This window comes from Kitasatospora sp. NPDC040550 (assembly GCF_055594965.1).
This window is the reverse complement of record NZ_JBVIWC010000021.1, coordinates 21,184-46,665: the sequence shown is the minus strand read 5'-3', so window position 1 is coordinate 46,665 and position 25,482 is coordinate 21,184. Positions and strand designations below refer to the sequence as shown.

20 protein-coding genes are annotated in these 25,482 nt (G+C 75.2%); 11 read left to right on the top strand and 9 right to left on the bottom strand.

Going from position 1 to position 25,482, the window contains the following annotated elements; translation table 11 throughout:
- Nucleotides 1–17: 17 nt before the first annotated feature.
- From ACZ58X_RS27735 to ACZ58X_RS27725, 3 genes are all read right to left on the bottom strand, one after another.
- Nucleotides 18–806, bottom strand: coding sequence for a nucleotide exchange factor GrpE (locus tag ACZ58X_RS27735; protein ID WP_470336306.1), 789 nt, complete (start codon nt 804–806; stop codon nt 18–20).
- Nucleotides 803–1,228, bottom strand: coding sequence for a hypothetical protein (locus ACZ58X_RS27730; protein ID WP_470336305.1), 426 nt, complete (start codon nt 1,226–1,228; stop codon nt 803–805). The genes ACZ58X_RS27735 and ACZ58X_RS27730 overlap by 4 nt, the downstream gene beginning before the upstream one ends.
- Before the next feature lie 173 nt (nt 1,229–1,401).
- Nucleotides 1,402–5,580, bottom strand: coding sequence for a CHAT domain-containing protein (locus ACZ58X_RS27725; protein WP_470336304.1), 4,179 nt, complete (start codon nt 5,578–5,580; stop codon nt 1,402–1,404).
- Nucleotides 5,581–5,791: 211 nt separating this feature from the next.
- Between ACZ58X_RS27725 and ACZ58X_RS27720 the strand changes: the two genes are divergently transcribed.
- The gene (locus tag ACZ58X_RS27720) at nt 5,792–7,582 is read left to right on the top strand and encodes a serine/threonine protein kinase (RefSeq protein WP_470336303.1); all 1,791 of its coding nucleotides are present in this window, start codon (nt 5,792–5,794) and stop codon (nt 7,580–7,582) included.
- 25 nt (nt 7,583–7,607) lie between these two features.
- Here the strand turns inward: ACZ58X_RS27720 and ACZ58X_RS27715 are convergent, their stop codons facing one another.
- On the bottom strand, nt 7,608–8,177 hold the full coding sequence (locus ACZ58X_RS27715) for a TetR/AcrR family transcriptional regulator (protein WP_470336302.1): 570 nt from the start codon (nt 8,175–8,177) through the stop codon (nt 7,608–7,610).
- Between the two features lie 102 nt (nt 8,178–8,279).
- Here ACZ58X_RS27715 and ACZ58X_RS27710 point away from each other — a divergent pair, with 102 nt between their 5' ends.
- Nucleotides 8,280–9,212 carry an alpha/beta hydrolase family protein gene (locus ACZ58X_RS27710; protein ID WP_470336301.1) on the top strand — a complete coding sequence of 311 codons (933 nt, stop codon included), beginning with the start codon at nt 8,280–8,282 and terminating at the stop codon, nt 9,210–9,212.
- A 39-nt stretch (nt 9,213–9,251) separates the two neighbouring features.
- Here ACZ58X_RS27710 and ACZ58X_RS27705 read toward each other — a convergent pair whose 3' ends face one another.
- The 4 genes from ACZ58X_RS27705 to ACZ58X_RS27690 form a co-directional block, all read right to left on the bottom strand.
- Nucleotides 9,252–10,286, bottom strand: coding sequence for an ABC transporter ATP-binding protein (locus ACZ58X_RS27705; protein ID WP_470336300.1), 1,035 nt, complete (start codon nt 10,284–10,286; stop codon nt 9,252–9,254).
- Entirely contained in the window at nt 10,283–11,821 is a 1,539-nt protein-coding gene (locus ACZ58X_RS27700) for an ABC transporter permease (protein ID WP_470336299.1), read from the bottom strand. Before ACZ58X_RS27700 ends, ACZ58X_RS27705 begins: the two co-directional genes overlap by 4 nt.
- Nucleotides 11,818–12,870, bottom strand: a complete 1,053-nt coding sequence (locus tag ACZ58X_RS27695; RefSeq protein WP_470336298.1) for an iron ABC transporter substrate-binding protein — start codon at nt 12,868–12,870, stop codon at nt 11,818–11,820. The genes ACZ58X_RS27700 and ACZ58X_RS27695 overlap by 4 nt, the downstream gene beginning before the upstream one ends.
- A 428-nt stretch (nt 12,871–13,298) precedes the next feature.
- Nucleotides 13,299–15,545, bottom strand: coding sequence for a heavy metal translocating P-type ATPase (locus ACZ58X_RS27690; RefSeq protein ID WP_470336297.1), 2,247 nt, complete (start codon nt 15,543–15,545; stop codon nt 13,299–13,301).
- 243 nt (nt 15,546–15,788) lie between these two features.
- Here ACZ58X_RS27690 and ACZ58X_RS27685 point away from each other — a divergent pair, with 243 nt between their 5' ends.
- From ACZ58X_RS27685 to ACZ58X_RS27655, 7 genes are all read left to right on the top strand, one after another.
- Nucleotides 15,789–16,070: a metal-sensitive transcriptional regulator gene (locus tag ACZ58X_RS27685; protein ID WP_470336296.1), complete on the top strand. Its 282-nt coding sequence runs from the start codon at nt 15,789–15,791 to the stop codon at nt 16,068–16,070.
- Between the two features lie 114 nt (nt 16,071–16,184).
- A complete protein-coding gene (locus ACZ58X_RS27680; RefSeq protein ID WP_470336295.1) occupies nt 16,185–17,171 on the top strand; it encodes a hypothetical protein in 987 nt (328 codons plus the stop codon).
- A gap of 504 nt (nt 17,172–17,675) precedes the next feature.
- Nucleotides 17,676–18,092: a peptidoglycan-binding domain-containing protein gene (locus ACZ58X_RS27675; RefSeq protein ID WP_470336294.1), complete on the top strand. Its 417-nt coding sequence runs from the start codon at nt 17,676–17,678 to the stop codon at nt 18,090–18,092.
- Between the two features lie 25 nt (nt 18,093–18,117).
- Nucleotides 18,118–18,510, top strand: coding sequence for a peptidoglycan-binding domain-containing protein (locus tag ACZ58X_RS27670; protein WP_470336293.1), 393 nt, complete (start codon nt 18,118–18,120; stop codon nt 18,508–18,510).
- A gap of 86 nt (nt 18,511–18,596) precedes the next feature.
- The gene (locus tag ACZ58X_RS27665; RefSeq protein ID WP_470336292.1) at nt 18,597–19,673 is read left to right on the top strand and encodes a C40 family peptidase; all 1,077 of its coding nucleotides are present in this window, start codon (nt 18,597–18,599) and stop codon (nt 19,671–19,673) included.
- A gap of 146 nt (nt 19,674–19,819) precedes the next feature.
- Nucleotides 19,820–20,191, top strand: a complete 372-nt coding sequence (locus ACZ58X_RS27660) for a peptidoglycan-binding domain-containing protein (protein ID WP_470336291.1) — start codon at nt 19,820–19,822, stop codon at nt 20,189–20,191.
- 46 nt (nt 20,192–20,237) lie between these two features.
- On the top strand, nt 20,238–20,606 hold the full coding sequence (locus ACZ58X_RS27655) for a peptidoglycan-binding domain-containing protein (RefSeq protein ID WP_470336290.1): 369 nt from the start codon (nt 20,238–20,240) through the stop codon (nt 20,604–20,606).
- Nucleotides 20,607–20,770: 164 nt separating this feature from the next.
- On the opposite strand, the gene ACZ58X_RS27650 is transcribed toward ACZ58X_RS27655, so the two are convergent.
- Complete coding sequence (locus tag ACZ58X_RS27650) at nt 20,771–21,154, bottom strand: hypothetical protein (RefSeq protein ID WP_470336289.1); 384 nt, start codon at nt 21,152–21,154, stop codon at nt 20,771–20,773.
- 327 nt (nt 21,155–21,481) lie between these two features.
- Here ACZ58X_RS27650 and ACZ58X_RS27645 point away from each other — a divergent pair, with 327 nt between their 5' ends.
- Both ACZ58X_RS27645 and ACZ58X_RS27640 read left to right on the top strand, forming a co-directional pair.
- The gene (locus ACZ58X_RS27645; protein WP_470336288.1) at nt 21,482–23,434 is read left to right on the top strand and encodes a PhoX family protein; all 1,953 of its coding nucleotides are present in this window, start codon (nt 21,482–21,484) and stop codon (nt 23,432–23,434) included.
- Nucleotides 23,435–23,505: 71 nt separating this feature from the next.
- A complete protein-coding gene (locus tag ACZ58X_RS27640) occupies nt 23,506–25,350 on the top strand; it encodes a peptidoglycan recognition protein family protein (RefSeq protein WP_470336287.1) in 1,845 nt (614 codons plus the stop codon).
- Nucleotides 25,351–25,482 lie beyond the last annotated feature (132 nt).

The following is a 25,482-nucleotide window of genomic DNA, read 5'->3' as shown; positions in this document are numbered from 1 at the left end:
GCCCCTCGTGGTCCTGGCTACTTCTTGCGCTTGGCGCGCTTGGCCGGCCGGCCCGTCGCCTTGGCGTGCCGACGAGCCCGGGGCGGAACCGGCCTGGCGGCGGGGTCGGGCGCGGCGGCCGTCGGCTCGACGACCTCCGGCTCCTCCGGCTCCTCCGGCACCTGCGAGTCCGTCGGCGTCCCGGGCTCCTCGGGCCGGATCTGCGCACTCCGCGGATCCTCGACCGGCGCCGGTTCCGGTGTCGGTACCGGTACCGACACCGGAACGGGCGGTGACGTCGGCGCCGACTCCGCTGCGGCGACCACCACCTGGGCCCGGCGCAGCACCTCCTGCTCCCAGAAGAAGCCGGTCACCACCGTCTGCAGCACCGTCTCCGGCGCCACCCCCGGCCGCACCTCGGTGCCGACGATCTCGGTCAGCGCCGGGTCGGCCGCCAGCCCCTCCAGCCGCATCGGCCGGACGCCCGCCTTGGCGAGCCGGCCGAGCAACCGCCGCCGGGTCGCCTCCAGCCCGGCGCCGCGGCCGAGCGCCACCAGCTCGCGGTCCAGCCCGAGGGCGGTCAGCGCGTCGTCCACCTCGATCAGGACGCCCAGCAGGTCCCGCTGCTCGGCCCGGGCCTGCTGCTTCTGCTCGGTCAGCTTGCTGCCCAACAGGGAGGACCGGAACAGCAGTTGGGTGAACTTCGCCTCCAGGTCGACGGCCTCCGCACCCGGCGGGACCTCCAGCGGCCGGTGGCCGTCGAGCGCGACTGCGGTCGGTGCGGCCGGCACGGTCGGTGCAGTCGGTGCGGTCGGTGCGTCGGTCATTCAGGGACCTCGATCTGGGGCAGCACGGACAGGTCGGCCGCGTAGCGGGCGGGGACGGGCGGTTCGGGGTCGGCGCCGCCGGGGGCGGGCTCGGCGAAGTCGGCGACGGCCTCGGCCCGGTGCAGGGCGAGCAGGTCCGAGGCCGGCGGGAGGCCGGGGCGCTCGATCACCAGCAGCGGTTCGGCCAGCGCGGGGGCGAGCAACTCGGCGGCCTGGTCGACCGGTTCGGGCGGGAGCGGCTGCTGGAGGTCCACCTCCAGGCGCCGGTCCGGGTTGCGCAGCAGGGCGGCGGCGTCCTGGATCTGCTGGCGGTTGTACCGGCCCGCCTTGAGCGCCTTCCCGACCGAGAGGTTGATCTCGCGCACCCCGGCCGTGGGCGGGATGCCCAGGACCTCGTACGGCGACGGTTCGTGCAGTGGCATGGCGGGCGGTCTCTCCTCACGGTCCGGACGGGAAAGGGGGGTTGGGGGGTGGCGGGCTGGGCGGTGGGTCTCGGGGGGCCGGTGCGGACGGTGCGGACGGTGGCCGGGACGGCGGCGGCGAACAGGTGCACGGGCTACGACGGCGCGAGCCGCCCGGCGGTTGCCGGGTCCGGTCAGTAGCGGCGGCCGAGCTTGTCGATCCGGTTCGCCAGGGCGCGCAGTTCGAGGTCGTGGGGATTGTGCTGGAGGGCCAGTTCCATCGCCCCCTGGGCCTCCAGATGGTTGCCGGCGTTGGCCCGGGCGACGGCGAACGAGCTGAGGACGATGCCGAGTTCGCTCTTGAGCTTGGCGGTGTCCTCCCGCGAGACGGCGAGTTCGAGCGCCTCGCGCAGCAGGTTGATCGACTCGACGTAGAGACGCTCCTCGTAGAACGAGATCGCCCGGCCGCGCCAGACGCTGACCATCAGGCCGCGGATGTCGGGCGAGTCGTCGTAGGACCTGGCCTTCTGGAGCATCGCGGCCTGGGCCTGGAAGGTGCTGTTCTGCATGTGGTCGATGACGTGGTTGGCGAGCAGCACCGAGATCCGGCGGCCCGCCTCGCGCCCGGCGTCGCCCTCCCAGTCCGGGTCCCAGACCAGGGCCTCCAGCATCCGGGCGAGGGCGCGGGCGCTGTCGTCGGCGAAGGCGGCGGAGCGGGCCAGTTGGCGCAGCACGAAGGCGAGGCCCCGGCGGTTCTCGGGGTCGTCGTCGAGTTCGATCAGCCGCTTCCACGTCCCGACGGCCTCCTCGAGTTCCGCGTCGGTGGCGTCCGCCCGGCTCAGCTGGCCGGCCCGGTTGCCGAGGGCGGCGCGCAGGAAGTGCCGGGCGGTCGGGTCGCCGGGGGCGAGCTCGGCGCTCTTGGCCAGCAGTTCGAGGGCGCGCAGGTAGTCCTTCTCCTCGTTGTTGATCTTGCGGGCCCACTGGGCGTAGGTCGCGCCGAGGTCGCCGCGCACCTCCGGGTCGTCCGGGGCCAGCGCGAGGGCCTTCTCCAGCAGGACGGCCGCGCCCTCCTGGTCGTCCACGCTGCTCTTCAACAGGGCGCGGGCGGCCCGGACCCCGGACTCGGCGGCGACCCGGGCCACGTCGGCGGGCAGCACCAGGTCGGGGACGGTCCGGGCCCGGGTGAGGCAGTCCAGCGCCTCCCGCCAGTCCTGGTTGCGGTGGTGCTCCCGGGCCTGGCTGACCAGGGCCGCGCCGAGCAGCGACTGCCAGGCGGCGCCGCGCTCGCCCTCGGCGACCGCGTCCAGCGCGGCGACGGCGGCCGCCTGACGGCCCTGGAGGTGCAGGTACTGCTGAGGGCCGAGCGCGCCGAACAGGCTGAGGGCGCGGCCGAGCGCGGGCCCGGAGGTGGCCCCGGGGCCGCGCCGCCAGGCGCCGACGGCCTGCTGGTAGGCCTCGCCCCAGTCGGCCAGTTCGGCGCGGAGCAGCCGGTCCAGGCCCGGGCCGAGGACCAGCCGGCGGGCGGGGCGGCCGGGCAGGGATATCCGGACGTCCTCCTGGGCGAAGGCGTCCGCGGCGTGGGACTCCATGCCCAGGCGCAGCGTCCACGCGGTGGTCTCGTCGCCGCTGCGGCCGGCGGCCCGGTCGAGGGCGCGCAGGTCCTCGCGGAGGCGGTCGGTGAGCGCGGTGCGGGCGGCGGTGGTCCGCTGGGGGTCGGCCTCGCGGCCGGTGATCCGGGCGGTCTCGGCCCAGAGCTCCTCGCGGTGCAGGGCGGCGACCAGGCAGCCGAGCGTCCAGGCCCACACCTGCTCGTCGGCGGCCTCGGCCGGGGTTGCGGTGCCGCCCTCGGCAGTGGCCGCCGCCCCGGTGGAGGCCGCGAAACGGTAGCCGGCCAGCCCGAGGGCGTGCAGCAGCCGGGGGTGGGCCGGGTCGTCGAGCAGCAGCGCGCGGTAGGCCCGGTAGGCCTCGCCGTGGCGGCCCTCGACGGCGTGCTGGTGGGCCTCGTGCTCGCCGAGCAGCACCAGTGCGGCGGCCGCCTGCGGGTGGCCGGGCGCGAGTGCGAGGGCCCGGCGCAGGTCGCCGGCCGCCCGGCCGGGCTGTTCGGCGGCGAGCGCGGCGCCGGCCCGGCGGACCAGGACGGCCGCCCGGGCCGCGCCGGCCTCCTCCGGCAGGTCGGCCAGGGCCTCGTCGAGGCGGCCGAGTTCGGCGCGCAGCAGGGCGAGGTCGAGCCGTACGGGTGCGGCGGCGGCGCCGTCGCCGAGCGCCTCGGCCCAGGCGGCCAGGACGGGTTCGGCCTGGTCGGGGGTGCCGGCCCGGCGGGCGCAGTCCAGGACGGCGCGCAGGGCGGGGCCGGTGCAGCGGGTGCAGCGGGGCGAGCCGGAACCGGCCGGGGCGTGCAGGTGCTCGGCGCAGGCCTCCCGGCCGCAGCCGCCGCAGGCGCCGGTGGCGGGGCGGGTGCAGGCCGCGCAGTCGCCGACCGGGCCGGCGCCGGGACCGGCTGCGGGGTCGGGGCCAGAGTCGGAACCGGCCGCGGGGGCGGTGAGGAAGTGCCGGTACCAGTCCAGTGCGGCGGCCCAGTTGCCGGCCCGTTCGGCGAGCAGGGCGCGCAGCCGGGCGAGCGCCGGGTCGCCGGCCGGGTCGGGGTCGAGCGGGCCGAGCAGGGCGATGGTCTGCACCGGGCGGCCCGCCAGCAGGGCGGCGGCGGCCAGGTGGTAGCGGTCGCGGAGCCCGGCGGTGGGGTCGAGCAGCGCGGTGACCGGCTCGGTGGCGCCCTCGGCGAGGGCGAGCGCGGCGCGCAGCCGGGACTGCCGGTGGGTGAGCGCGCCGGGCAGGGCGTCGGCCAGGGCGAGGGCGGCGGTGGCGGCCTCCCGCGTCGCGGCGTGGTCGCGGCCGGTGACCAGCAGGTGGGCGGCCTCGCGCAGGGCGGCCTCGCGCAGCGCGGACCGGTAGCCGGGGGCGCCGGGGTGTTCGGCGGCGGCCCGCTGCCACAGTTCGCGGGCGGCGGCCGGGTCGGTGGCCAGCCGGGTGCGGGCGAGCCGGTCGCGGGCCAGGGCCTGGCGGACGTGCAGTTCGGGGTCGTCCAGGGGTTCCCAGCGGGCGAGGGCCCCGGCCGGGTCGCCGGTGCGGGCGAGGGCGAGGCCGTGGTGGTAGGCGGCGATCCGGCTCCAGCGGGAGTCGGGTTCGGTGTCGGCCTCGGCGCGCAGCAGCGGCTCGGCCTCGGCGGCCCGGTCGGCGGCGGTCAGGGCGGCGCCGAGCCGGACCCTGGCGGGGCGCCAGTCGGGGGCCTGGTCGAGGCCGGTGCGGTAGTCGGCGGCGGCCTCGGCGTGCCGCTGGGCCCGTTCGTGGACCAGGGCGAGGCCGAACCGGGCCGGGGCGAAGGAGGGTTGGACGGTGAGTGCGGCGGTGAACTGCTCCCGGGCCTGGTCGTCGGCGCCGAGCAGCAGGGCGAGCCGGCCGAGGGCGTAGCGCGGGCGCGGGTCGCCGGGGGTCTCGGTGGCGGCGGCCGCGAGGTCGGCCCAGGCGGCGTCGGTGGTGCCGAGGCGCTGCCGGGCGAGGCCGCGGAAGAGCAGGCTGTCGGTGCGCAGGAGCGGGCCGCGGCCCCAGGGGCCGGGGTCGCCGGGGCCTCGGCGCAGCGCCTCGTCGAAGGCGGCGACGGCGGGTTCGTCCCGGTGCGCGGTGAACAGCTGGGCGCCCCAGCGGAACCAGAGTTCCGCGCCGCCGCCGGGGGCCGTGGCGGCGAGCAGCGGTTCGGCCTGCTCGGCGCGGCCGGTGGCGTTCAGCAGGGCGGCCCGGGCGAGGACCGGCCAGTCCTGGCCGGGCAGGGCGGCGAGGGCCCGGTCGGTGGCGTGGTCGCGCTGCTCGGGGCTGCCTTCGCGGCAGAGGTGCTGGAGCCACCGCACGGTGCGGGCGGCGGTGTCGGTGTCCTCGCCGGGTTCGGTGCCGGTGGCGGTGGCCCGGAGGTAGGCGAGGACGGGGCCGAGGTCGCCGTCCGGGGCCTGGGTCCGCTCCTCGGCGAGCCGGCGCAGGCTCCACCGGGGCAGTTGCCGGGCCGGGTCGGCGAGCAGCGGGAAGGCCTCGCGGTGCAGGGCGAGGGTGGCCTGCTGGTCGCCGGTGGGGATGGTGGCCTCGGCCTGGCCGAGCAGGGCGAGGCCGCGTTGAGTGCTCAACTCGGCGGGTCCGGCGGCGAGTCGGCGGGCCAGCCGGGCGTAGCGGCGGCGGGCCTGTGGGGCCTTCCCGGCGGCGAGCTGTCCGGCGGCCGCGGCCAGGGCCTTGGCAACTCCGGCCGGGTCCAGGGTGGTTCGCCTACGGGCGAGCACGACGGCGGCCGCCCCGGCCAGTGCCACCACGATCAGCAGCACCGCAAGCTGCAGCATGCACCGTCCCCCTGTGCCTTGAGGTCGTCCCACTTCATGATCAACATTCCCCGTACGATCATGAGTTGACGTTGTTTCGTGATGTTGCTCGGGTGCCCATCAGAATAGGCCCTCCTCCGGGCAGACGAACAGAAATGAGCACTATCCTGGGCTGCGCGCAGGCCGTACGGCAGTCGCGCGTCCGCAGCGGTGAGGAAGCGTCGGGGGTTGCGTGTCCGAGTCTCGTTGGGTGCCCGGGCTCCGCTTCGGGCCCGAGTTCGACCCCGAACAGTACGAGCTGCTGGAGTTCCACCACCGGGGCGGCGAGGCCGAGGTGTGGCGGGCGGTGCGCACCGGGCACAACGGGATCAAGGAACTCGTCGCCGCGAAGATCATGCTGGAGCGCGACCCGTCCGAGGTACGGCGCTGGCTCGGCCGCTGGGACGACGTCTCGCACAACGCCCACCGGCTCGGCGTCACCGACCTGGTGGTGCCCAGCTTCCTGCTCGGCCCCTCCCCGCACCGGCCCGGCGCGGCGCCCTCCGGCTCGCTGCTCGGCTACCAGATCTCGCCCTGGGTGGACGGCGTGCCGCTGCACACCTGGGCCCGCGGCCAGCGCGGCGGCCCGGCCGCGGTGGCCGAGGTGCTGGCCCGGCTGTGCCGGATCGTCGACGAGCTGCACCGCAAGCGCTGGGTGCACCGCGACATCTCCCCCGCCAACGTCCTCGTGGACGGCCAGGGCCTGGTCAAGCTGATCGACCTGACCTTCCTCGCCCCGCTCGACCACACCCTGACCGTCGCCGTGTTCACCCCCGGGCACGTACCTCCGGAGGCCGAGCAGGTCGGCGGCTTCCCCACCACCGCCAAGGACCTCTTCGCGGTCGGCACCCTCGCCCGCACCCTGCTGCTGCCCGACCACGGCCGGCTCGACCACCGGCTCGCCGCCGAGCAGGCCCGCGCCGAACTGCTCGCCGCCGGCTACAGCGAGGAACTGGCCCGCTGGGCCTGCGAACCGCTCGCCCGCGAGCCCGACCGGCGCCCCGCCCCGCTCGGCCCCTGGGCCGCCCGCGGCCGCGAACTGCTGCGCGCCCACCGCCCGGTGGCACGCACCGCGGGCCTGGCCGTACTGCCGGACCGGGCCGGCCGGCCACTGGTGGTCACGGCCGGCGCCGACGGCACCGCGCTGGCCGGCCCCGGACGCACCGGCCGGCGGCCGCCCGCCGGCCAGGGGCCCGGCGCGGTGCGGGAGTTGGCGGCAGGCTGGGCCGGGCGCCAGGGCGAGCTGGTGGTCTGCGCCGAGGACCGCTCCGGCACCCTCTGGGTCGGCACCGCGGCCGGCTGGTGGGAGGCCGCCCGCGGCGTCAGCGGCCTGGCCGGGGCGGTGGGCGCGGCCGGGGAGCTGACCGTGTGGACCGCCGCGGCCGGCGCCCTGCGCTCCTACCGCTGGGCCCCCGGTCTCACCCTCACCGGACAGGAACACCCCGGCTGCCCCGCCGACCGGGTGCTCGCCGCCGAGGAGGAACGGCCCGGCGCCTGGCTGGTCCTGGTCGAGCACCGCGACCGCGTGCTCAGCTGGCGGCCGGGCTCCGGCGAACCGCCCGTCCCGCTCGGCCCGCCCGGCACCCTGCGTGCCGGGGCGCTGGCCCGCGCCTCCGCCGGACCGCAGGCCGCCACCCTGCGGACGGACGGCTCCGCCCAGCTGCACACCCTGGGCGCGTCGGCGGCCGCCACCGAGATCGGCGACGGGGAGCCCTCGCTCGGCATCGCCATGGTCGGCCACCGCGGCGGCCCGACCGTCGCCCTGGCCGGCGCGGGCGGCGTACGGCTGCGCCTGCCGGCCGGCGGGGCCTCCCGGCGTCCGCGCTGGTGGCGGCCGACCCTGCGCCCCGCCACCCGGGTCGCCCTCGCCATGGGGGACGACTGGCGACTGTGCCTGGCGGCCGTGGTGGAGGGCGAGTTGCAGGTCTGGCAGGAGGACGCGGCCTACCGCTGGCAGGCGGTGGAGCTGCCCGAGGGGGCGTAGCGACGGCGCGCCGCGCGGTCCGGCGCTACGCCTCGCCCCGGCAGCCCGCGAGCAGGAGGGCGACCATGCGCCCGGCCTCGGCGCGGCCGTAGTCGGGGCCGGTGATGCAGAGGTTCCCGATGGCCCGCATGAGCGGGTAGGCGGTGATGCCGGGGCGGAGTTCACCGGCGGCCGCGCACGCCTCCAGCAGCGCCGCGCAGGCGGGGACCAGGGTGTCGAGCATCAGGGCGTGGAGGTTCTCCAGCCCCGGGTCGCCGGATCCCAGTGCGGCGCCGAGGCCGTGCTTGGTGACGAGGAACTCGACGAACGCCTCCGCCCAGCGGGTCAGCGCGGCGAACGGGCAGGCCTCCTCTTCCAGCAGCCGGGGCGCGAGGGCGGCGCAGGTGTCGACCTGGTGCCGGTAGACGGCGGTGACGAGGTCCGCCCGGGTCGGGAAGTTCCGGTAGAGCGTGCCGACGCCGACGCCGGCCCGTTCGGCGATGTCCCGGACGGGGGCCTGGACACCCTGCTCCACGAAGACCGCCGCCGCGGCGGCCAGTACGCCTTCGCGGGTGCGCTGGGCCTGCGCTCGGCGCACTCCGACCGGTTCCGGCACGGGCTTCTCCTTTACTCGCGGAACAATGTTCCGCTAAGTTGGCGGAACGCTGCTCCGCCAAATTATGGCAGAGCCCTCCGCGAGCGAAAGCGCAGGTCTCCCATGCCCACCCGCCCTCTCGACCAGCCCACTCGCCCTCTCGACCGACGGATCGTCGCGGTCAAGCCCCTCACCGTCCCCGCACCCGGCCGCGGCATCGACCTCCAGGTGAAGGTCACCGCCCCGGTGTCGGGCCGGGGCCTGCCCGTGATCGTGTTCTCCCACGGCAACGCGTGGTCCCTCGACGGGTACGAGCCCCTCGTCGACCGGTGGGCCGCCGCCGGGTTCGTCGTGGTGCAGCCCACCCACCTGGACTCCCGCCGCAACGGCATCGGCTGGGACGACCCGCGCTTCGCCACCGTCTGGCGCGTCCGGATCGCCGACCTCCACGCCGTCCTCGACCACCTCGACGACACCCTCCGCCAGGCCGGCGACCTGGCGGACCGCGCCGACCGGCGGCGCATCGCGGTCGTCGGCCACTCCTGGGGCGCCCAGACCGCGGGCGCCGTCCTCGGCGCGCGCGTGCTCGACGCCGACGGCGCCGTCGGCGAGGACCACTCCCACCCCGCGGTCTCGGCCGGCGCACTGATCGCCGTGACCGGAACCGGCGACTCCCTCACCCCGTTCGCCGCCGAGCACCTCCCGTTCATGCGGCCGGACTACGCCACCATGACCACCCCCGCCCTGGTCGTCGCGGGCGGCAAGGACCACTCCCAGCTCTCCACCCGGGGGCCGGAGTGGTTCACCGACGCCTATCGGCTCAGCCCGTCCCCGAAGAGCCTGCTCACCGTCACCGAGGGCGAGCACACCCTGGGCGGCGTCGCCGGTGAGGCGGTCGCCGAGACCACCGACGAGGACCCGGCCCGCGTCGCCCTGGTCGCCGACGCCGTCTCGGCCTACCTCCTCGACGCCTTCGAGCGCGACCACGCCCCCTGGGCCGCGCTCAACGAGGCCGCCCCGGCCGCCGACGGCGCGTGGACGCTCACCGGCAAGTGACCCCGTACGAACCGCGGGCGCCCGCCGTACGAACCGGGCTCACGCCCCCGGCAGCAGGTGCACCGGCCCCGCGGCGGCCAGGTAGGCCTCACCGCCCACCGGCCACGGACGGTCGGCGGAGACGATCAGCACCTCGGGCAACCCCGCCGCCCCGGGCCGGAGTTCGACCCGGTGGTCGTGGCCCCGGAAGTCGCTGCCGAGCACCTTCGCCGGGACGGCGCCCGCCACCGGCCCGGCGGTGAGCCGCAGTTGGCCCGGCCGCAGCAGCGCGAGCGCACCGCCCGAGTCGACCGCGGGGCCGGCCAGCGGGAGGGCGCCCAGGGCGGTCAGCGCCTCGACGCCCCTGGCCTCGGCGGGAATCAGGTTCGCCTCGCCCAGCACGCCCGCGACGGCGGCGTCGGCCGGGCGGTGGTACAGCTCCTCGGGGCTGCCCGCCTGGGCGATCCGGCCGTCGCGCAGGACGGCGACGGTGTCGGCGAAGGAGAGCGCCTCGTCCTGGTCGTGGGTGACCAGCACCGCCGTGGTGCCGGACTGCCGCAGGGCGGCGGCGACTTCACGGCGCAGGTCGGCCCGCAGGGCCGCGTCCAGGGCGGCGAACGGTTCGTCGAGCAGCAGCAGACGCGGGCGGGGCGCCAACGCCCTTGCCAGGGCCACGCGTTGCTGCTGGCCGCCGGAGAGCTGGTGCGGTCGGCGCTCCCCCAGGCCGGGCAGGCCGACCAGGTCGAGCAGTTCCGCGACCCGGGCCCGGCGCTGCGAACGGGGCAGTCCGAAGCCGATGTTGGCGGCGACGCTGAGGTGCGGGAAGAGCGCGCCGTCCTGCGGGACGAGGCCGACGCCCCGCCGTTCGGCGGGGAGCCTGCTGCGGCCGTCGTCGAGGACGCGGCCGTGCAGCACGACCTGCCCGGCGGCGGCCGGGTGGAAGCCGGCCAGCACCCGCAGCAGGGTGGACTTGCCGCAGCCGGAGGGGCCGAGGACGCAGGCGAGCGCGCCGTCCGGCACGGTCAGGTCGATGCCGTGCAGGACGGGGCTGCGTCCGTGGGCGGCGTGCAGGTCGACGACGGAGAGTCCGGTCATCGGGGGCTCCCTGGGCTACGGCGGGTGAGCAGCAGGACGGAGGGGACGGACAGCGCCACCATCAGGGCCGCGTACGGCGCCGCCGCCCCGTAGGCGAGGCCGCTGGTGTAGACCCAGAACTGGGTGGCCAGGGTCTGGGTGCCGGTGGGGCGCAGCAGCAGGGTGGCGGTGAGTTCGGTGGAGGCGGTGAGGCCGACCATGGCGACGGCGGCGCCGAGGCCGGGCAGCACCAGCGGCAGGGTGACCCGGCCGAGGACGGCGAGCGGCCGGGTGCCGAGCGAGCGGGCGGCCTCCTCGACGCCGGGCGGCACCTGGGCGAGGGCGGCGCGGACGGCGGTGAGGGCCAGCGGGAAGAACAGCAGGACGTACCCGAGGACCAGCATCGGCGGCTGCTGGTACAGGGGCCGGGCCCAGCGGACGGCGAAGAAGACCACCGCGAGGGCGACGGCGATGCCGGGCAGCGCCCGGGTGAGGTAGGCGATCCGCTCGACGGTGCGGGCGGGCCGGGTGCCGCGCCGCCAGCCGTACAGGGCGACGGGGAGCGCGGCGGCCGTGGCGACGACGGCCGCGCCGAGCGCGTACCCGAGGGTGGCCAGGGTCGCGCCGAGCACGGAGGCGGAGGGCAGGGTGGTGGAGCTGCCCTTGATCAGCCAGTACGCCAGCGCGTAGAGCGGCACCCCGAGCGAGACGCCGACCAGCGCGGCCAGCGCGCCGAGCGCGGGGGCGGTCCAGCCGCCGAGCCGCACCGGCACGGCGGGGCGGGCCAGGGCGCCGTGCCGGGTGGTGCGCGCCCGGCGGCCGGCCCAGGCCTCCAGGGCGACCAGCAGCAGGGCGAGACCGACCAGCACCAGGGTGAGCAGCGAGGCGGAGGCCGCGTCGAAGCCGAGCTTGTACTGGGTGAACACGGCGGTGGCGAAGGTGGTGTAGCGCAGCATCGCGAAGGCGCCGTACTCGCCGAGCAGGTAGAGCGAGACCAGCAGGACGCCGCCGGCCAGGGCGGGCCGGGTGAGCGGCAGGGTGACCCGCCACAGGGTGGCGAGCCGGCCGCGGCCGAGCGAGCGGGACACCTCCTCGGCGGCGGCGTCGCCGTGCCGCAGCGCGGCCGCGACCGGCAGGAACACCAGGGGGTAGAGCGAGCAGGTCATCACCAGGACGGCGCCCCAGTAGCCGTGGACGGAGCGGAACAGCGAGACCCAGGAGTAGCCGCGGACGAACTCCGGTACGGCGAGCGGCAGGGCGAGTGCGACGGTCCAGGCCCGGCGGCCGGGCAGGGTGGTGCGCTCGACCAGGTAGGCAGCGCCGAAGCCGAGGACGGCGGTGGCGAGGGTGACGGCGGCGGCCAGGCCGAGGGTGTGCCAGAGCAGGGTGGCGATCAGCGGGCGGCCGAGCAGCCGCCGGGTCCGGTCCCAACCGGCCTGGGCGGCTTGGGCGGTGACGAAGCCGAGCGGCGAGGCGACCACCGCGACGACGGCGACGGCGACGGGGGCGAGCAGGCCGCCGGCCCGCCACCGCCGCCCGGGCAGGGGGGTCGTCACTGGAGCAGTCCGGCGTCCTGGAGCAGGGCCAGGGCCTGCTTGCCGTCGCCGAGCGCGGCCGGGTCGGCGACGGTGCCGAGGCCGGCCAGGGCGGGCAGTTCGGGCTTGCCCTGGACGCCGGGGACCAGCGGGTACTCGTAGCTGGCGGAGTCGGCGATGACGGTCTGGGCGGGGGCGGAGGCGAGGTAGCCGAGGAAGGCCTGGGCGGCGGCCTGGTGCTTGCCGTGCTGGAGGACGCCGGCGCCGGAGACGTCGATCAGCGCGCCCGGGTCGCCCTTGGGGAAGTAGTGCAGGGTCGCGTGGGTCGCGGCCGCGCCCTTCTCGTCGCGCATCCGGTAGAAGTAGTAGTGGTCGATGACGCCGCCCTCGACCTCGCCGCTGTTGACGGCGGCGGAGAGGGTCTCGTTGCTGTCGTAGACCTTGGCGTTGTCCTTGAGGCCCTTGAGCCACTGCTTGGTCGCGGCCTCGCCGTCGGCCTTGAGGACCTGGGTGACGACCGGGGCGAAGTCGGTCTCGCTCGGGGCGATGCCGAGGCGGCCCTTCCACTCGGGCTTGGCGAGGTCGAGCACGGAGGCGGGCGGCGCGATGTCGGCGCCCTTGCCGGCGCCGGCCAGGAAGGCGGAGCTGCGGGCGGAGACGCCGACCCAGTCGCCGTTGCCGGAACTGTCGGCGGCGGGAACGGACTTGAGGGTGTCGGGGGCGACCTTGGCGAGCAGGCCCTTGTCGTCGAGGACGGTGAGCGCGGGCGGGTTCTCGGCGTAGAAGACGTCGGCCGGGGAGGCGTCGCCCTCCTGGAGGATCTGGTTGGCGAGTTCGGCCTCGTCGCCGGAGCGCAGTTCGACCTTGATGCCGGTGCGCTTGGTGAAGTCCTCGGTGAGGGCCTTGACGGTCTGTTCGTGCTGGCCGCTGTAGACGGTGATGGTCTGGCCTGCCGCCGCGGTGGCGCTGTCCGTGCCTCCCGTCCCGCCGGAGCTGCCGCAGGCGGTGAGGGCGAGGGCGCAGACGGCGACGAGGGACAGGCCGGCCAGGGGCCGCACGGTACCGGGCATGGTGAGGGTCCTCCGGAAGGGCAGGGAACGGCCGCCGGAGCCCTCGGAATGCGAGGGTCGGCGGCCTGACGGCACGAGAACCTAAGGCAGGAAAGGCTTGCCTAACAAGTGTCGGAGCGTCACATCTCGGCCCGGTCGCGGCCGGGTAGGACTTCGGTGAGCGGACTCCCAAGTACGGGCAAAACGACCGCCAAGCACTGGTCACCACCGGCACGTACGGCTGAACCGGATCCCCGGCGCCCCCGGGCCCGCCATCACGGTGAGTAGCGCCCGTCCGGAAGGGCGGAGCGGTCCGGACGGGCGGAGCGGTCCGGACGGGCGGAGCGGTCCGGACGGGCGGAGCGGTCCGGACGGGCGGAGCGGTCCGGACGGGCGAGGGCCCCGGAACCGGGCTGCGGTTCCGGGGCCCTCGGGCCGACGGCGGGAGCTCAGCGGAAGCGGCGCAGCCGGAGGCTGTTGCCGACCACGAAGACCGAGGAGAAGGCCATCGCGGCCCCCGCGATCATCGGGTTGAGCAGGCCCGCGGCCGCGAGCGGCAGGGCGGCGACGTTGTAGCCGAAGGCCCAGAACAGGTTGCTCTTGATGGTGCCGAGGGTGCGGCGGCTGAGCCGGATGGCGTCGGCGGCGGCCAGCAGGTCGCCGCGGACCAGGGTGAGGTCGCCGGCCTCGATCGCGGCGTCGGTGCCGGTGCCCATCGCCAGGCCGAGGTCGGCCTGGGCGAGCGCGGCCGCGTCGTTGACGCCGTCCCCGACCATCGCCACGACCCGGCCCTCGGCCTGCAGCCGCTTGACGGTGTCGACCTTGTCCTGCGGCATGACCTCGGCGATCACGTGCTCCGGTGCGATGCCGACCTCGGCGGCGACCGCCTCGGCGACCAGCCTGTTGTCGCCGGTCAGCAGCACCGGGGTCAGGCCCAGGGCCCGCAGTGCGGCGATGGCCTCGGCGCTGGTCGGCTTGACCGCGTCCGCCACCTCCAGGACGGCCCGGGCCTCGCCGTCCCAGCCGACCGCGATCGCGGTGCGGCCGGCCGACTCGGCCGTGCGCTTGGCCTCGGCGAGGGCCTGCGGCAGGTACTGCGACCACTCGTTGAGCAGCGCCTCCCGGCCGGCCAGCACCGCGTGGCCGTCCACCACGCCCTGGACGCCCAGGCCGGGCACGTTCTCGAAGCCCTCGACGGCGGGCAGTTCGCCGGCCTTGGCGGCGGCGGTGGCGATCGCCCGGGCGATCGGGTGCTCGGAGGCGTGCTCCAGGGCGCCCGCCAGGCGGAGCACCTCGGCCTCGGTGACGCCCTCGGCGGTGTGCACGGCGAGCAGGGTCATCTGCCCGGTGGTGACGGTGCCGGTCTTGTCCAGGACGATGGTGTCGACCTTGCGGGTGGACTCCAGCACCTCCGGGCCCTTGATCAGTACGCCCAGCTGGGCGCCGCGGCCGGTGCCGACCAGCAGGGCGGTCGGGGTGGCCAGGCCCAGGGCGCACGGGCAGGCGATGATCAGCACGGCCACGGCGGCGGTGAAGGCGGCGGTCCAGCCCTCGCCGGTCCCCAGCCAGTAGCCGAGGGTGGCCACCGCCAGGGTGATCACGATCGGCACGAAGACCGCGGAGATCCGGTCGGCCAGGCGCTGGGCGGCGGCCTTGCCGTTCTGGGCCTCCTCGACCAGCTTGGCCATCCGGGCGAGCTGGGTGTCCGCGCCGACCCTGGTGGCCTCGACCACCAGCCGGCCGCCCGCGTTGACGGTGGCGCCCGTGACGGCGTCCCCGACCCCGACCTCGACCGGGACGGACTCGCCGGTGAGCATCGAGGCGTCCACCGCGGAGGCGCCCTCGACCACGGTGCCGTCGGTGGCGATCTTCTCGCCGGGGCGCACCACGAACCGGTCCGCCACCGCGAGTTCGGCGATCGGGATCCGCACCTCGTTGCCGCCGCGCAGCACCGTCACGTCCTTGGCGCCCAGTTCCAGCAGCGCCTTGAGCGCCGCTCCGGCGGTGCGCTTGGAGCGGGCCTCGAAGTAGCGCCCGGCCAGGATGAAGGCGGTGACGCCGGCCGCCGCCTCCAGGTAGATGTTCGAGGCGCCGTCGCTGCGGGCGATGGTGAACTCGAAGCCGTGCCGCATGCCCGGCATCCCCGCGTCGCCGAAGAACAGCGCCCACAGCGACCACAGGAACGCGGCGCCCGTACCGAGCGAGACCAGGGTGTCCATGGTCGCGGCGCCGTGCCGGGCGTTGGTCCAGGCCGCCCGGTGGAACGGCCAGGCGGCGTAGGTGACGACCGGGGCGGTGAGGGTGAGCGAGAGCCACTGCCAGTTGTCGAACTGCAGGGCCGGCACCATCGCCATCGCGATCACCGGCACGGCCAGGGCGACGGCGGTGAACAACCGCTGGCGCAGCGGCGCCAGTTCGTCGGCGGGCTCGCCCGGCTCGGCGCCCTCGCCGCCGGCGGCGGCCGGGGGCCTGGGCAGCGCGGCGGTGTAGCCGGTGGCCTCGACGGTGGAGATCAGGTCGGCCACCTCGACCTCGCCCTCGAAGGTGACCTTCGCCTTCTCGGTGGCGTAGTTGACGCTGGCCGAGACGCCGTCCATCCGGTTGAGCTTCTTCTCGATCCGGGCGGCGCACGAGGCGCACGTCATTCCGCCGATCGAGAGTTCCACCTCCGTGGAGGCGGGTGCCTGGGTGGTCATCGTTGCTCCTCGTGACTGTCGCTGCTTCGAGGTACGGGCGAGGTACGTGTGCGGGCCGGGCCTTTATACCCTTGGGGGGTATCGGGCGGTGCCGGGTTCATTTATACCCCTGGGGGGTACGGTCCGCAAGGGGCGGTCGATACCCCCGGCAGGTACTTTTCCGGAGCGGCGACCCGCTTGACTTGATACCCCCATGGGGTATTCACTCGTGGCACTCCCCGCCGGAACCCAGAGGAGGGCCGCATGGCCGGCTACAGCACCGAGAAGGACCAACTCCTGCGCAGACTGCGCCGCATCGAGGGCCAGGTCCGCGGCCTCCAGCGGATGGTCGACACCGACACCTACTGCATCGACACCCTGACCCAGGTCTCGGCCGCCACCAAGGCCCTCCAGTCCGTGGCCCTGCACCTCCTCGACGGCCACCTCGCCCACTGCGTCCAGGACGCCATCGCGGGCGGCGGCGCCGAGGCCGACGCCAAGATCGCCGAGGCCTCCCAGGCCATCGCCCGGCTGATGCGGGCCTGAACCCCTCCAGCCGGTCCACCCCGTCCACCCCGTCCGCCCCGTCCGCCCCGTCCACCCCGTCCGCCCTGTCCGCCCTGTCGCCCCCGTCCACCCCGAACATCCCAGGAGACCGCCGTGAACACCGCCCTGCGCATCACCGCCTTCACCGCCGGCCTCGCCGCCGCCTTCGGCCTCGCCCTCGGCGTCGGCCACGCGACCGGCACCGGCACCGCCGAGCCCAGGCCCGCCGCCGAACACGCCGCCCACGCCGGACACGCCGCCGGACACGCCGCCGGACACGCCGAACCCGATGCCGGACCCGGCTCAGGGGGCGGCCCAGGGGGCGGCTCAGGGGGCGGCGAGGCAGCTGCCGAACTCCACCCCGGCGGGCTCCAGATCTCCGAACGCGGCTACACCCTCAGCGTCGACCACCCCTTCGTCACCGCCGGCTCCCCCACCGACCTGCGCTTCCGCATCCTCGGCGCCGACGGCAAGCCCGTCACCGCCTACCAGCAGCAGCACGAGAAGGAACTCCACCTGATCGTCGCCCCGCGCGACCTCTCCACCTTCCAGCACCTGCACCCCACCCGCGCCGCCGACGGCACCTGGAGCGCCCCCACCGCCGTCCCCGCCGCCGGCGAGTACCGGGTCTTCGCCGACTTCACCCCGGCCGGGGCGAGCGAGGGCCTCACCCTCGGCGCCGACCTCCACGCCGCCGGCGACCTGCGCCCCGCCCCGCTGCCCGACACCGGCCGGACCGTCACCGTCGACGGCTACACCGTCACCCTCGGCGGCGACCTCACCCCCGGCCGCAGCAGCCACCTCACCCTGAACATCAGCAAGGACGGCGCCCCGGTCACCGACCTCCAGCCCTACCTCGGCGCCTACGGCCACCTGGTCGCCCTGCGCGCCGGCGACCTCGCCTACCTCCATGTCCACCCGGACACCACCACCCCGGGCCCCGGCATCGGCTTCACCACCACCGCCCCGAGCAGCGGCAGCTACCTGCTCTTCCTGGACTTCCAGCACCAGGGCACCGTGCGCACCGCCGCCTTCACCGTCGCCGCGGACAGCAGCACGAGCGGCAGCACTACGGAGCCGACCGCCGGCCACCAGCACTGAACAGCCCGCGTCCGGAGGTGGGGGGGGGGCGCACCCCCAGCGGGACCTCCAACTCCCCCTCTCCCCCCCCCCCCCCCCCCCCCCCCCCCCCCCACCTCCGCGTCTCCTCGGAACCCTGGCCCGCGCCCCACCTCGCGCCCCACGTCGCGCCCCACCTCGCGCTCGCCCTCGCGCTCGCCCTCGGAGGGAAACGTGTCCCATGGAGCGGGTCCGCACCGTGGGACACGTCCCTGGGACTGATGGGACGTCGGAAGACCTACCGGACGGACCACGGAGTCCGGCAGAGTACGGCAGCGCCCCCGCCGCACCAGGGCGGCCACGTGCCCAACGGCGCCCACCCGGCCGACGCGTACCGGCGGCACCTCCCGGCTGTCGCCCGAACCGGGTCCCGCATTGCGGAGCCCGACGCGGCGAAGCCCGATCGGGCCTCACGTCCCGTACCACCGGGAGCCGTACGTCCCGGCGGCACAACGCCCCCGATCACCGTCCCACCAGGAGAGACACATGATCAGGAAGACCTTCGGCCGCGCTGCGGCGGCACTGGCCCTGGCCGGTGCCGCCCTACTCACCCTGGCCGGACCCGCCAGTGCCAGCCCCAGCGCCCCGACCCTCGGCGACGGCTACGCCAACAACACCCACGCCGTGTGGTGCGTCCAGCACAACCTCAACTACTTCATCAACAAGACCACGCTGAGCGACCGCCCCGCGCCGCTGGCGGAGGACGGCCTCTGGGGCTCGCAGACCAAGTCCGCCGTCCAGTGGCTGCAGTCCCACACCATCCTCGGCGGCCGGTCGCTCCTGCCCGACGGCTACGTGGGCCAGCTCACCGGGAACGCGATCATCAGTGACGGCGACCCGTACTACGTCGGCAGCTACGACGCCTACTGCTGGCAGTACATCCCCACCACCTACGGCCCCTGAGCACCCGTACCGCGAGGAGCGACACATGACCGCGAAGTCCTTCGGCCGCGCCGTGCTGGCCGTGGCCGTGGCCGGAACCGCGCTGCTGGGCCTGTCCGGCACCGCCGGGGCGAGCCAGAGCGCGCCGTACATCGGCGACGGCTACGCCAACAACAGCCAGGCGGTGTGGTGCGTCCAGCACCTGATCAACGAAGTCGCCCAGAACAACAACCGGGCGACCATCGACGAGGACAGCATCTGGGGCCCGCAGACCAAGGACCAGGTCGTGTGGTTCCAGGGCTTCGTCCACGTGCAGCCGGACGGCATCGTCGGCCCCTTCACCGGCGACAACATCCTCTACCGCGGTGACCAGAAGTACGGCGGGAGGTACGGCTCCTGCTTCGCCTACGTGCCCAGCGACTCGGGGCTGTTCGGGTAGCACCCGCCCGTCGAGACGATCGGGCGTCAGGGGCGCGGAGCACCCCCACCCTTCTTGACGCACCACCACGGATCCGGAGACCTGCTGTGAAGACCCCCCTCCCCACCCGGCGCCGGTTGTCGCTGGGCCTGGCCCTCGCGGCCGCGCTGACCGGCTTCGGCGCCTACACCGCCTCCGCCGCGACCGCGCCGGCCCCGATCCCGATCACCTCCCCGGCCTGTCCGGCCAACCTCCAGCAGGGCGAGGCCGACGGCTGCGTCACCCAGCTCCAGGCGGAGCTCAACCTGACGGGCGCCCACCTCACCGTGGACGGCCAGTTCGGGCCCGCCACCGACGCCGCCGTGCGCACCTTCCAGGGCGCGCACAGCCTCACCGCGGACGGCATCGTCGGCCCGGCCACCAAGTCGGCGCTCGACACGGCGGCCACCGCCGTCTCCGGCACCGTCGACCTGCGCACCCAGTGCGGGGACCTCCGGACCGGGGCGAGCGGGCAGTGCGTCTCGACCCTGCAGACGATGCTGAACACCTTCAACGCCGGCCGCCTCGTCGTGGACGGGCAGTTCGGGCCGGCCACCGACACCGCGGTGCGCAACTTCCAGGCCGCACAGGGCCTGGCCATCGACGGGATCGTCGGCACCGGCCTCAAGGACGCCCTCTACACCGGCACCCCCGCCCCGCTGCCCAGCGGCCCGATCGACTCCACCAAGGTCCTGGACGCGGCCAAGTCCTACCTGGGCGTCCCGTACGTGTGGGGCGGCGGCCACTCGCTGCGCGGCGAGGGCCCCGGCCCGTCGCTCGGCACCTGCGACGGCTACACCGGCTCGATCCAGCCCTGCCCGGCCAACACCACGGCCGGCCTGGACTGCTCGGGCCTGGTCCGGGCCGCCTTCTGGTTCGGCGCCGGCATCGACCTCGCCAACGGCGGCGACACCACCGAGCAGACCCTGGACAAGCACCTCACCCCGATCACCGAGGCCCAGCGGCAGCCGGGCGACGTCGAGTACTTCGGCACCGACGCCCACAACACCCATCACGTGGTGCTCTACGCCGGCACCGACCCGGCCACCGGAGCGGACATGATGTACGAGGCCAAGGAGACGGGCACCGACGTGCACTACGTCGGCCTGCGCACCGGCGGCTACTGGTACCACGTCACGGCCTGACCGCCCGGACACCGCGCGGGTGACGGCAGCCGCCACCCGCGCGACCCCCGACACCACCCACCCGGGGCCGTTCGCCCAGCCGTGCCGGCGGGGACCTCACCGTCCGCCCCCGACCCTCGACTTGACCTTTTGCAAGGAGAACCACCATGCGTACCAAGCTCGTCGCCATCGCCGCCGGAGCCGTGCTGCTGACCGGCCTCGGCATCGGCACCGCCACCACCGCATCCGCCAGCACCCCCGCCGTGTGCTCGTCCTACGGCTACAGCAGCGACAACGAGGCGGAGGTGAGCCTCGGCGACAGCGGCCCGGAGATCAAGGCGCTGCAGTGCGAGCTCAACTACAGCGTGCGCGGCGCCGGTCTCCAGGTGGACGGGATCTTCGGCAAGAACACCCTCGCCGTCGTGAAGAAGTTCCAGGGGTGCGCCCGTCTCGACCCCGACGGCATCGTCGGCCCGTTGACCTGGTCCAAGCTGGACTACCAGAGCGACATCGACACCGCGGCGAACTACCTCTGCTGATCCGGCCCGACCAGGTCCGCCCATCACCCGTACCGAAGGAAGAACCATGCGCAACAAGCTCGCGGCCGTTGCGGTCGCCACCCTCCTGGCCGCCGGTTTCGGGGTGGCCACCGCCGGCAGCGCCTCGGCTGCTGGGACCTCGGACTGCGGCTCTTACAGCTGGAGCGAGCCGGAGCTGAGCTACGGCGACTCCGGTAACGAGGTCAAGGCCATGCAGTGCGAACTGAACGCCGCCTCCTACCTCTATCCCACCCCCTTCAACCTGGACATCGACGGGCAGTTCGGCAAGAACACCCTCGCCGCGGTGCGGAAGTTCCAGTCCTGCACCGGTCTCGACCCCGACGGCATCGTGGGCCCGCTGACCTGGTCCAAGCTGAACCACTACGCCACCCCGTGGAACACGACGACCTGCTGACGACCCGTCGTGCAGGGGACCGACGGAACGCTCGGCCGGAGTCTCCCGGCCGGGCGTTCTCGCGTACGGCCCGTCGAGCCGGGCGGCGGCGACCCACCGCCGGGCAGCGACCCCACCGCCGGGCAGCGACCACGGCCGGGGCCGGTACGCGGCCCCCGGGGTGCTCAGCCCGTGAAGGGGAAGGGCGGCAGGATCCCGCAGACGGACTCCGGCGGCTGCCCGGGCCGCAGCGGTGCGGGGGTTCCCATCCCGGTGACGTAGAGCCAGGTCAGCACGGCGGCGACGACGAGCATGGCGGGCAGGCGGTACCGGCGGCTCCGCGGTCCTCGGCCCAGCAGTGCGCCGAGCGCCAGGAGCGCGACGAGCATGACGGCCCACCAGGACACCGTGGCCGTCCCCAGGTTCGGGTTCGGCTCGTGGTCCTCGCCCAGGCAGGACCGCCAGGCCGCGAGGATGCGGCTGTTCCCGAACAGCGTGCCGCCCGTGGCCAGGACCAGGGCGGCCGCCACCCCTACCCAGCCGCTCCGCCGCTCCCGCGCTGACCGCATACCGCCTCCACGTGCTCTTCTGTCCTTCCGGGAACGCAGATCCCCGGATTCCGGTTCCACGATGCCCGTCGGCTCGGAGCCGGTTCCCGTCCCTGCCGTCCCAAGGTGTCTCGGGGACGGGGGACGGCGCATTGGGGACGGGCCGAGGATGACTGCGGGGCCGGAATCGATCTAGGTTCAGGTCCGCGAATCCCGCCGGCGATCCTGCGTTCCGGCGCGGCCGGCCGTCGCCGCGCACCTCCTGACCGCCGCGAGGCGGCGCACGGGGCCGGCCCTCCTCAGCTCTGCACCCCGCTCCGGCGGGCCGACTTCCCTTGGGTGGCGACCATGCCAGATCACGACACTCCGCAACCGGAGGCAGCACCCCGACGCACGTCCGACGACGTGGTGGCCGCCGGCCTGTCGCGCCGTCAGGCCCTGACCGGCGGCACCATCGCCCTCGCCGCGTTCCTCGGCCTGTCCGCGTCCCCCGCCTCCGCCGCCTCCGCCGGGCAGCCGGGCGCGGCCGGTGCCGCGGCGCACCCGCTCAGCTTCACCGCCGTACCGGCGAGCAGTGCCGACGCCGTCGCCGTGCCCGCCGGGTACTCCGTGCAGGTGCTCGCACCGTGGGGGCAGGCCGTGCGCGAGAGCGGCCCGAAGTGGCGTGCCGACGGCGGCAACACCGCGGCGGAGCAGGCCGAGCAGGTCGGTTCCCACCACGCCGGGCTGAGCTTCTTCCCGGGCACCGACGACTCCCACGGCACCCTGGTGCTCACCCACGAGTCCACCGACGCCGCCCTGCTGTACGGCCGCACCGGCCCGGCGGCCACGAACGGACGGGTGAGCAAGGAGCAGGTCGCCAAGGCGCTCGCCGCGCACGGCGTCAGCGTGCTGGAGGTGCGCCGTACCGGCGGCACCTGGCAGCTCGTCGACTCGCCGCGCAACGTGCGCGTCACCGGTGCCACGCCCGTCGCCTTCTCCGGACCGGTGGACGCCGACCACCCGGCCCTGCGCACGGGCACGCCCGCCACGGGCACGCTCGGCACCGGCGCGCACGGGGTGACCCCGTGGGGGACGTTCCTGGCCGGCGAGCGCGACACCGCCGGCTACTTCGGCACCGACGACAAGACCTGGCGGCCGACCCGCGCCCAGAAGCGGGCCGGCATCAGCGCCCGCGGCGACGGCTACGGCTGGCACCGCGCCGACGCACGCTTCGACCTCGCGGCGAACGGCAACGAGGCCAACCGGTACGGCTGGGTGGTGGAGATCGACCCGGGCAACCCGCAGGCGCCGCCCGTGAAGCGCACCGCGCTGGGCCGCTTCCAGCACGTCGGGGCGAGCGTGACCGAGTCCGCCGGCCGGGTCGTCGTCTACAGCGGCGACGACGAGAACGGCGGCTACCTCTACAAGTTCGTCGGTTCGGACAGCTGGTGGCGGCTGCGCTCCCAGGGCCGCAGCCCGCTGGACCACGGCACCCTGTACGTCGCCCGGTTCGAGGACGACGGCACCGGCCGCTGGCTGCCGCTGACCCACGGCCAGGGCCCGCTGACCGTCGCCAACGGCTGGGCCGACCAGGCCGACGTGCTGCTGCGGGCCCGGCAGGCGGCGGACTCGCTCGGGGCCACCCCGCTGGACCGGCCCCAGCAGACCTCGGTCCGCCCCGACGGGACGGCCTTCTGCGCGCTCGCGCACAGCCCGGGCCTCGGCCACTGCACCGCCGGCCCGAACTCCCACCGGGCCAAGGTCAGCCCCCGCGCCGACAACCCGTACGGCCACATCGTCCGCTGGCGGGAGGACGACCACGCCGACCAGGGCGAGGGCCGGGCGACCGGCTTCCACTGGGACGTCTTCGTGCTCGCCGGCGACCCGGCCCACGACAGCCAGGTCCACCTGGACGCCGCCGGCATGTTCGCCTCGCCGAAGAACCTGTGGTCCGACGCCGACGGCCGGCTGTGGATCGGGACCGGCATCCCGGCCTACGACCAGAACCGGGCCGAGACCGGCCACGAACACCTGGGCAACAACGCGCTGCTGGCCGCCGACCCGGCCACCGGCGAGATCCGCCGCTTCCTGACCGGCCCGCGCGGTGCCGAGATCACCGGCGTCGTCACCACGCCCGACCGCCGCACCATGTTCGTCAACGTCCAGCACCCCGGCGAGCACACCCTCGCCTGGGGCACGCCCACCCAGGACGATCCCCGCGCGGTCAGCAACTGGCCCGACCACGACCCCGCCGGTCGGCCGCGCTCGGCCGTGCTCGTGATCCGGCGGACGGACGGGGGCGTCATCGGAGCCGCGTAGCGCGCCCGACGCCCGACCCGCCCGACCCCACCCGTCCGTCAGCAAGCTCAGCACGACTTCCGGAGAACCAGATGGTCACCATCATCTCGCGCAGTGAATGGGGCGCCCAGCCGCCCAAGAAGCCCGACACCGATCCCTTCTCCCCGTGGCTCGGCGGCATCGTCATCCACCACGAGGGCGGCGGGCACAAGTCCGTCGATCCCCACAGCCAGTGCGCCGCACTGGTCAGGAAGATCCAGGACGAGTCGATGCACCACGACCTCGGCCAGGACGTCAGGGAGTGGACCGGCTTCGGGGAGCCCGAGTACGACGACATCCCGTACAACTTCCTGGTCTGCAAGCACGGTGCCATCTACGAAGGGCGGGGAGTCGGCCAGCGGTCCGGCGCGAACGGCACCGAGTCGCCCGGGGCCAACGCCAACTACTACGCCGTGATGGGCCTGATGGGCGCCGACGACGACGTGACCCCGGAGATGGTCGCGGGCATCAGGGCGCTCTGCGGTTACCTGCAGAACGAGAAGGACGCGGGCCTCCGGATCCTCGGGCACACGGACGTCCGCACGGTGACCCACACGGACTGCCCCGGGAAGCTCTACCCGTACGTCAAGGACGGCTCCTTCATCCAGCGGGGCTCGGGCACCGGCGGCGGCCCCGACTCCGACACGCTGCACATCTACACCCGCGCCCAGTGGGGTGCCCGCCCGGCGAAGGACATCACGCCGGTGGCCATCGGCGCCCGCACCGGCTTCACCGTGCACTACTCGGACGGGCCGACCACGCAGACGCTGCGGTCGATCCAGAACTACCACATGGACTCCAACGGGTGGTCCGACATCGGCTACAACTTCCTGGTCGACACCAGCGGCCGGATCTTCGAGGGCCGCGGCTGGTACCTCCAGGGCGCGCACGCCTACGGGGCCAACACCACCCACATCGGCGTCTGCTTCATCGGGGAGAGCGGGGACGCCACCGACATCGCGCTGTCCGCGATCCGGTCGATGTACGAGAAGGCCTGCGACATGGCCGGCCACGTCCTCACCAAGACGTATCACGGCATGCTGCCCGGCAACTCCACCGACTGCCCGGGGGCGCAGCTGCGCGCCTGGGTCCAGAACGGCATGCCGGCGCAGGTCCGCCCGATCGACTGGGCCGGCTCGGACTACACCCCGCCGCCCTCCGACTCCAGCGGCGCGAGCGGCGGCGGCATGACCCAGGTGCGGTCGGTCTCCGCCCAGCAGCAGGCGGTCAACAGCCTGGGCTACAGCCCGGCGCTGGACGTCGACGGCGCCTGGGGGCCGAAGACCGCCGCCGGTGTGCGCTGGCTCCAGGGCAAGGTCGGCGTCACGGCCGACGGCCTGTGGGGGCCCGGCACCGAGTCGGCGTTCAAGGCCTTCGGCGGCGGCTCGTCGTCCGGCGGCCCCATGACGTCCGTGCGGTCGATAGCGCGCCAGCAGCAGGCGGTCAACGACCTGGGCTACAGCCCGGCACTGGACGTCGACGGCGCCTGGGGGCCGAAGACCGCCGCCGGCGTGCGCTGGCTGCAGGGCAAGGTCGGCACCAGCGCCGACGGCCAGTGGGGCCCGGCCACCGAGTCCGCGTACTTCGCCTACATCGACGACGGCGCCGGCCTCACCGTCGACGGCCAGTTCGGCACCCTGACCATCATGGCCGTCCAGCGGGTGTGCGGATCCACCCCGGACGGCCAGTGGGGGCCCGACTCCAAGCGGTCGCTGCAGCACCACCTCAACGTGTGGGGCAACGCCGGACTCGTCGAGGACGGCGACCCCGGCCCCGCCACCTACAAGGCGCTGCAGACCTTCCTCAACGCCAGCGGTGCCGGCCTCACCGTCGACGGCCAGTTCGGGCCGGCCACCATCTCGGCCCTGCAGAACGCCCTGAACCAGGGACGGTTCTGACCCTCGGCCCGTACCGGAGGGGGGGGGGGGGGGGGGGGGGGGGGGGGGGGGGGGGGGGGGGGTGTGTGCGAAGGGGGGGGGGGGGGGGGTGGGGGGGGGGGCCGAGGGCACGGCGCCCGGGTCGGCGGCCTG

Excerpts from the sequence above, each read along its gene's own strand:
- ACZ58X_RS27645 (WP_470336288.1), top strand. The coding sequence starts at position 21,482 with ATGCCAGATCACGACACTCCGCAACCGGAGGCAGCACCCCGACGCACG.
- ACZ58X_RS27670 (WP_470336293.1), top strand. The coding sequence starts at position 18,118 with ATGACCGCGAAGTCCTTCGGCCGCGCCGTGCTGGCCGTGGCCGTGGCC.
- ACZ58X_RS27685 (WP_470336296.1), top strand. The coding sequence starts at position 15,789 with ATGGCCGGCTACAGCACCGAGAAGGACCAACTCCTGCGCAGACTGCGC.
- ACZ58X_RS27650 (WP_470336289.1), bottom strand. The coding sequence starts at position 21,154 with ATGCGGTCAGCGCGGGAGCGGCGGAGCGGCTGGGTAGGGGTGGCGGCC.
- ACZ58X_RS27690 (WP_470336297.1), bottom strand. The coding sequence starts at position 15,545 with ATGACCACCCAGGCACCCGCCTCCACGGAGGTGGAACTCTCGATCGGC.
- ACZ58X_RS27705 (WP_470336300.1), bottom strand. The coding sequence starts at position 10,286 with ATGACCGGACTCTCCGTCGTCGACCTGCACGCCGCCCACGGACGCAGC.
- ACZ58X_RS27655 (WP_470336290.1), top strand. The coding sequence starts at position 20,238 with ATGCGCAACAAGCTCGCGGCCGTTGCGGTCGCCACCCTCCTGGCCGCC.
- ACZ58X_RS27660 (WP_470336291.1), top strand. The coding sequence starts at position 19,820 with ATGCGTACCAAGCTCGTCGCCATCGCCGCCGGAGCCGTGCTGCTGACC.
- ACZ58X_RS27710 (WP_470336301.1), top strand. The coding sequence starts at position 8,280 with ATGCCCACCCGCCCTCTCGACCAGCCCACTCGCCCTCTCGACCGACGG.
- ACZ58X_RS27730 (WP_470336305.1), bottom strand. The coding sequence starts at position 1,228 with ATGCCACTGCACGAACCGTCGCCGTACGAGGTCCTGGGCATCCCGCCC.
- ACZ58X_RS27675 (WP_470336294.1), top strand. The coding sequence starts at position 17,676 with ATGATCAGGAAGACCTTCGGCCGCGCTGCGGCGGCACTGGCCCTGGCC.
- ACZ58X_RS27695 (WP_470336298.1), bottom strand. The coding sequence starts at position 12,870 with ATGCCCGGTACCGTGCGGCCCCTGGCCGGCCTGTCCCTCGTCGCCGTC.
- ACZ58X_RS27725 (WP_470336304.1), bottom strand. The coding sequence starts at position 5,580 with ATGCTGCAGCTTGCGGTGCTGCTGATCGTGGTGGCACTGGCCGGGGCG.
- ACZ58X_RS27640 (WP_470336287.1), top strand. The coding sequence starts at position 23,506 with ATGGTCACCATCATCTCGCGCAGTGAATGGGGCGCCCAGCCGCCCAAG.
- ACZ58X_RS27735 (WP_470336306.1), bottom strand. The coding sequence starts at position 806 with ATGACCGACGCACCGACCGCACCGACTGCACCGACCGTGCCGGCCGCA.